Source organism: Sporomusa sp. (assembly GCF_035561155.1).
Classification (GTDB): Bacteria; Bacillota; Negativicutes; order Sporomusales; family Sporomusaceae; genus Sporomusa.
This window is the reverse complement of the sequence record NZ_DATMYD010000108.1, coordinates 1-4193: the sequence shown is the minus strand read 5'-3', so window position 1 is coordinate 4193 and position 4193 is coordinate 1. Positions and strand designations below refer to the sequence as shown.

5 protein-coding genes are annotated in these 4193 nt (G+C 45.4%); 4 read left to right on the top strand and 1 reads right to left on the bottom strand.

Going from position 1 to position 4193, the window contains the following annotated elements:
* Window positions 1-630 (bottom strand): TetR/AcrR family transcriptional regulator (locus VN447_RS15375; RefSeq protein ID WP_325526225.1); only part of this gene is annotated, 630 nt, incomplete at its 3' end.
* Window positions 631-784: 154 nt separating this feature from the next.
* Between VN447_RS15375 and VN447_RS15370 the strand changes: the two genes are divergently transcribed.
* The 4 genes from VN447_RS15370 to VN447_RS15355 form a co-directional block, all read left to right on the top strand.
* On the top strand, window positions 785-1012 hold the full coding sequence (locus VN447_RS15370) for a hypothetical protein (protein WP_325526224.1): 228 nt from the start codon (window positions 785-787) through the stop codon (window positions 1010-1012).
* 135 nt (window positions 1013-1147) lie between these two features.
* A complete protein-coding gene (locus tag VN447_RS15365; protein WP_325526223.1) occupies window positions 1148-1726 on the top strand; it encodes a TetR/AcrR family transcriptional regulator in 579 nt (192 codons plus the stop codon).
* A 424-nt stretch (window positions 1727-2150) separates the two neighbouring features.
* Entirely contained in the window at window positions 2151-3530 is a 1380-nt protein-coding gene (locus VN447_RS15360; RefSeq protein ID WP_325526222.1) for an SCP2 sterol-binding domain-containing protein, read from the top strand.
* A 116-nt stretch (window positions 3531-3646) separates the two neighbouring features.
* On the top strand, window positions 3647-4193 hold a 547-nt coding region (locus VN447_RS15355; protein ID WP_325526221.1), incomplete at its 3' end, for an efflux RND transporter periplasmic adaptor subunit.

Below are 4193 nucleotides of genomic sequence, written 5' to 3'. Positions count from 1 at the left end.
GAGCCCGTCAATCAGCAACTCTATTGATTTATCCAGCATTGCTCCTTTTAAAGGTATTAAATGCGGCGGAATAACAGCCTGATTGACAATTAGGCTCGCGATCCCCTGCGTGTGAGCCCAAATGCTGAAAGCAAGCAAATCGGGTTCGCAATTTGTTATCTCCTGATCTTTCATAAACGTTGTAATAAGCTGAACCACCGTATTCCAACACTCTATACCTGCCTCGTACAGTTCCGGATATTCCCTGTAATCGGGGGCTGTAGGACCAAAAATCAGGCGGAACAGTTCAACTTCCCGTTGGGCAAAACCCACATAGGTTCTCACTAACTGGATCAGTTGTTCTTTAAAGTCCTGGTTAATATTGGCTACGGCAACCAATTCCTTTGACAAGATCCGGAATCCTTCTGCCGCAACCGAGGCAACGAGGGCGGTCTTATCTTTAAAATGATGGGCAGGCGCGGCATGAGATACGCCTGCTGCCTTGGCTACTTTTCTCAGCGTCAAACCGACAACACCGTCAACAGCAAGAATTTGCAACGCGGTTTGAATGAGTGCCTCCCGCAAATTTCCATGATGATAATGTGACTGGTCTTTCGGGGTTATCATAATTCCAGGATGTTTACTGTCCATTGTATCTCCTTTCGATATTTCAGACAATGGCTATCTTGACAGTGTCAAGATGGTCATTGTATTATATAGGCATATATTGTATTGTATTGTATCACGCTTAGTTAAAACTAGGAAAAAAGCTACAAAAAAAAATCACTATATGGGAGGTGGAAAAATGCTTACTACTATTATTCAAGGAATCCCAGTCGCGACAGATCCATCGCTGCTATCGGAAAAAATTAATCTGATTATAGCAGAGCTGAAGCAGGACTGGGCTTGGGAAGGCCGGCAGGTCGGAAGAGTAGAGGTCGTTTGTTCTGGACAAATGATTCATATTGTGTCATACGAAAAACCGGTTTTTCAGTGCATACCTTTAGACTTTTACGAAACAAAAGGAGCATGATTGACGTTTCAGCTTTAGGATAGCCAAGGTCGTCTCTCTTTGTTAGGCATAACTGTCTTTATGATGCGAATACAAAATAATACTTTTCCTATCGTTCTCGAAATATTACAATTACTATTAGCGGGAGGGAAAGTAATGGGACGAAGCAAAGAATTTGAGGAAAGTATAGTTCTCCAGAAAGCTATGGAATTATTTTGGAAACAAGGTTATGAAAAGACATCTTTGAGCGACTTAGTAAAGCATATGGGAATCCATCGTAGAAGTTTATATGATACCTTCGGTGATAAGCATACATTGTTTTTAAAAGCGATAGATTGTTTCGGCAAATTAATAAAAGCCAGACTAAAATCTGAAATTTCACGCGCAGAAACGGCAAAACAAGCTATACAGTGTATCTTTGACCTTATGATCGAAGGAAGCGGGGATAGACCATTGGGTTGCTTATTTATAAACTCAGCAACTGAGATGGCACCCAGAGATAAAGAGGTAGAACAAAAAGCGAAAGAAGCATTTATGCAAACAGAGCATCTTCTTGCGGATCTTATTCGCAAAGGACAGCAAACAGGCGAGTTTCCCTGTGAATATGATGCTGAAGTTTTAGCAGAAAATTTGCATAATACTTTGATTGGGATTCGGGTACTTGCAAGAACCTCAGCTAGTAAAGAAAAGTTGCATCGTATAGCGGATTTTTCCTTAACAATATTGAACAAATGAAGTTTTTTTATTTAAATTAGAATGAACGTTCTCAAAAAGCGGTTGCACTCTTTGAAAATCGTATTGAACAATAAGCAAGTATATTCACTATACAATAATCATTTATATTTTGGGATTGATTTTCATGAAAATCAATCCCACATTCTGGTAGCGGGAGGATTGGATTCGAGCTTGCTACTCAGTTCCTTCAGCTTGAGAACATGATAATTATTACTGGGCGGGATCAATCCAAACTGGACGCAGCCAAAAAGAAACTGCCGAATGCTCACACGTTTTAATATGGTATAAGCGATCTAAAGGCAATTTTGGCCTTTATGCTAAATCAGTTTAGCAAACCCGTTGATAAAATGCTGACTCGGACCAAGGATATTTAATGCCTGTAATAATGGAAGACGAAAAAATTTACGCGAAGGAGAGAGCTTGCTTGAAAACATTATTTGACCAAACAACAAAGGAGAGTCACAGCAAGGATACGAATGACCACCCTTCAATAAAACGCTATAAGGAAAGAATGGCGTCAGCGGCATCTCAAGCGACCGCCTCAAAACTCAGCGCCGTCCAATTACGTGAGATGTGCCTTGAATTAGGCGCTGATGATGTGGGTTTTGTCGAGATTGAACATCCGAAATTAGCTGAGCAAAAAGCGGATATTCTGAATGTATTCCCCTGGACTAAGGCGCTTATCTGTATTGCCGGACGGATCAACAAGGAAAATCTGAGAAGTCCCGCACGTTCCATTGCTAGTCTCGAAATGCACCAGGTGCTAGAGCGGCTAAATCACGTTGCCCACACATTGGCAGCAGCGCTCGATCGGAAAGGCGTTCGTGCAGCAAACTCGGCAGCTGCGTTTCCCATGGAAACAGATCAATGGCCCGGCAAGATGCAAGTCATTTCGCATAAGACCATAGCCGTAGCCGCCGGCCTCGGAAAGATGGGCCTCCACCGCAATGTTATTCACCCAGTGTTCGGGAGTTTTGTCTTGCTCAACACTATACTTATTGATACCGAGGTGGACGCGTACAGTAGTCCTCTGGACTACAACCCTTGTTTGAACTGCAAGATCTGTTCGGCTGCCTGCCCCACAGGAGCCATCGGCCCAGATGGGGTATTCAATCCTATAAACTGCCTCACCCATAACTATCGTGAGCTGATAGGCGGATTCTCAGACTGGGTTGAAAATATCGTCGACAGCAAGAACTCTATCGAATACCGGTCCAGAATAAGCGATACTGAAACCGTTTCTCTGTGGCAGAGCTTAGCGTACGGACCATGCTACAAATCAGTGTATTGTATGGCAGTCTGCCCGGCGGGCGACGAAGTGATCCCGCAGTATCTTGATGACAAGAGTAAATTCTTCGAAACAGTGGTCAAACCTCTTCAGCAAAAGACAGAGACTGTCTACGTTCTCCCAGGCTCAGACGCAGAGAGTCATGTCCTGCGCAAGTTCCCGCATAAAAAGATAAAGCGAGTAGGTAACGGCATCAGGCCGGCGTCCGTTGCCGCCTTTATCGCGTCGATGCCGCTCGGCTTCCAGCGTCATAAGTCCGAAGGACTGTGTGCAACCTATCATTTCACATTCAGAGGAAACGAGCAGGTCGAGACGACAGTGGTCATCAAAGACAAAACGATTCAAGTAAAACAAGGACATGTAGGTGTTCCGGACGTACGAATCAATGCAGATGCAAAAACCTGGCTGCGCGTGCTTCATAAAGAAACGCCCATACTCAAGGAAATAATCTTCAGAAGGATCCGCGTTAAAGGATCGATGAAGTTGTTCAAGGCCTTTGGCGACTGTTTTGCCTAGGTACGGAGCAAAGGGTTATGTGTAAAAAAAATGATTGAACATAAAGTGTATCAATTAGGTTATGAAGATTAATTGCGCATATATATATGGGATTTTGATTCGGGAGAGGATAAGGAATGAGCAATGATTCTAGTGTAGGTTTTAGACAATGGAAGCGATTTAGCCCAGTACGTCCGGACCGCTGCCCAAATGAACCCGGCCGCCGCTTTGCTTTGTTTGCCATTATTGGTCTGTTATCGCTTGTCTTGACTGCATGCAGCGGGAAGGTACAGACTGATCCGCGTACACAGGCACCGTTGGTCAGGGTCGCAACTGTTCAAAATGCCGTATCGGCGCCCCGGGCTTTTACAGGAATCGTAGCTGCGCGGGTGCAAAGCGACTTGGGCTTTCGCGTCTCGGGCAAGGTGTTGGAACGTCTTGTTGATATGGGCCAGACGGTCAGACGCGGACAACCGCTTATGCGAATCGATCCGACTGATCTCGGGCTGGCGGTGCAGGCTCAGGAAGAGGGGGTCGCGGCCATACGAGCGCGGGCGCGGCAGACGGCACAAGATGAAGTCCGGTATCGCGCTTTACTGGCGACCGGAGCGGTGCCGGCCTCGACCTACGATCAGATGAAAGCGGCGGCGGATGAGGCTAAGGCGCAGCTCAGCGCCGCTACGG

Coding starts and splice junctions, on each gene's coding strand:
- VN447_RS15370 (WP_325526224.1), top strand. CDS start 785: ATGCTTACTACTATTATTCAAGGAATCCCAGTCGCGACAGATCCATCG.
- VN447_RS15365 (WP_325526223.1), top strand. CDS start 1,148: ATGGGACGAAGCAAAGAATTTGAGGAAAGTATAGTTCTCCAGAAAGCT.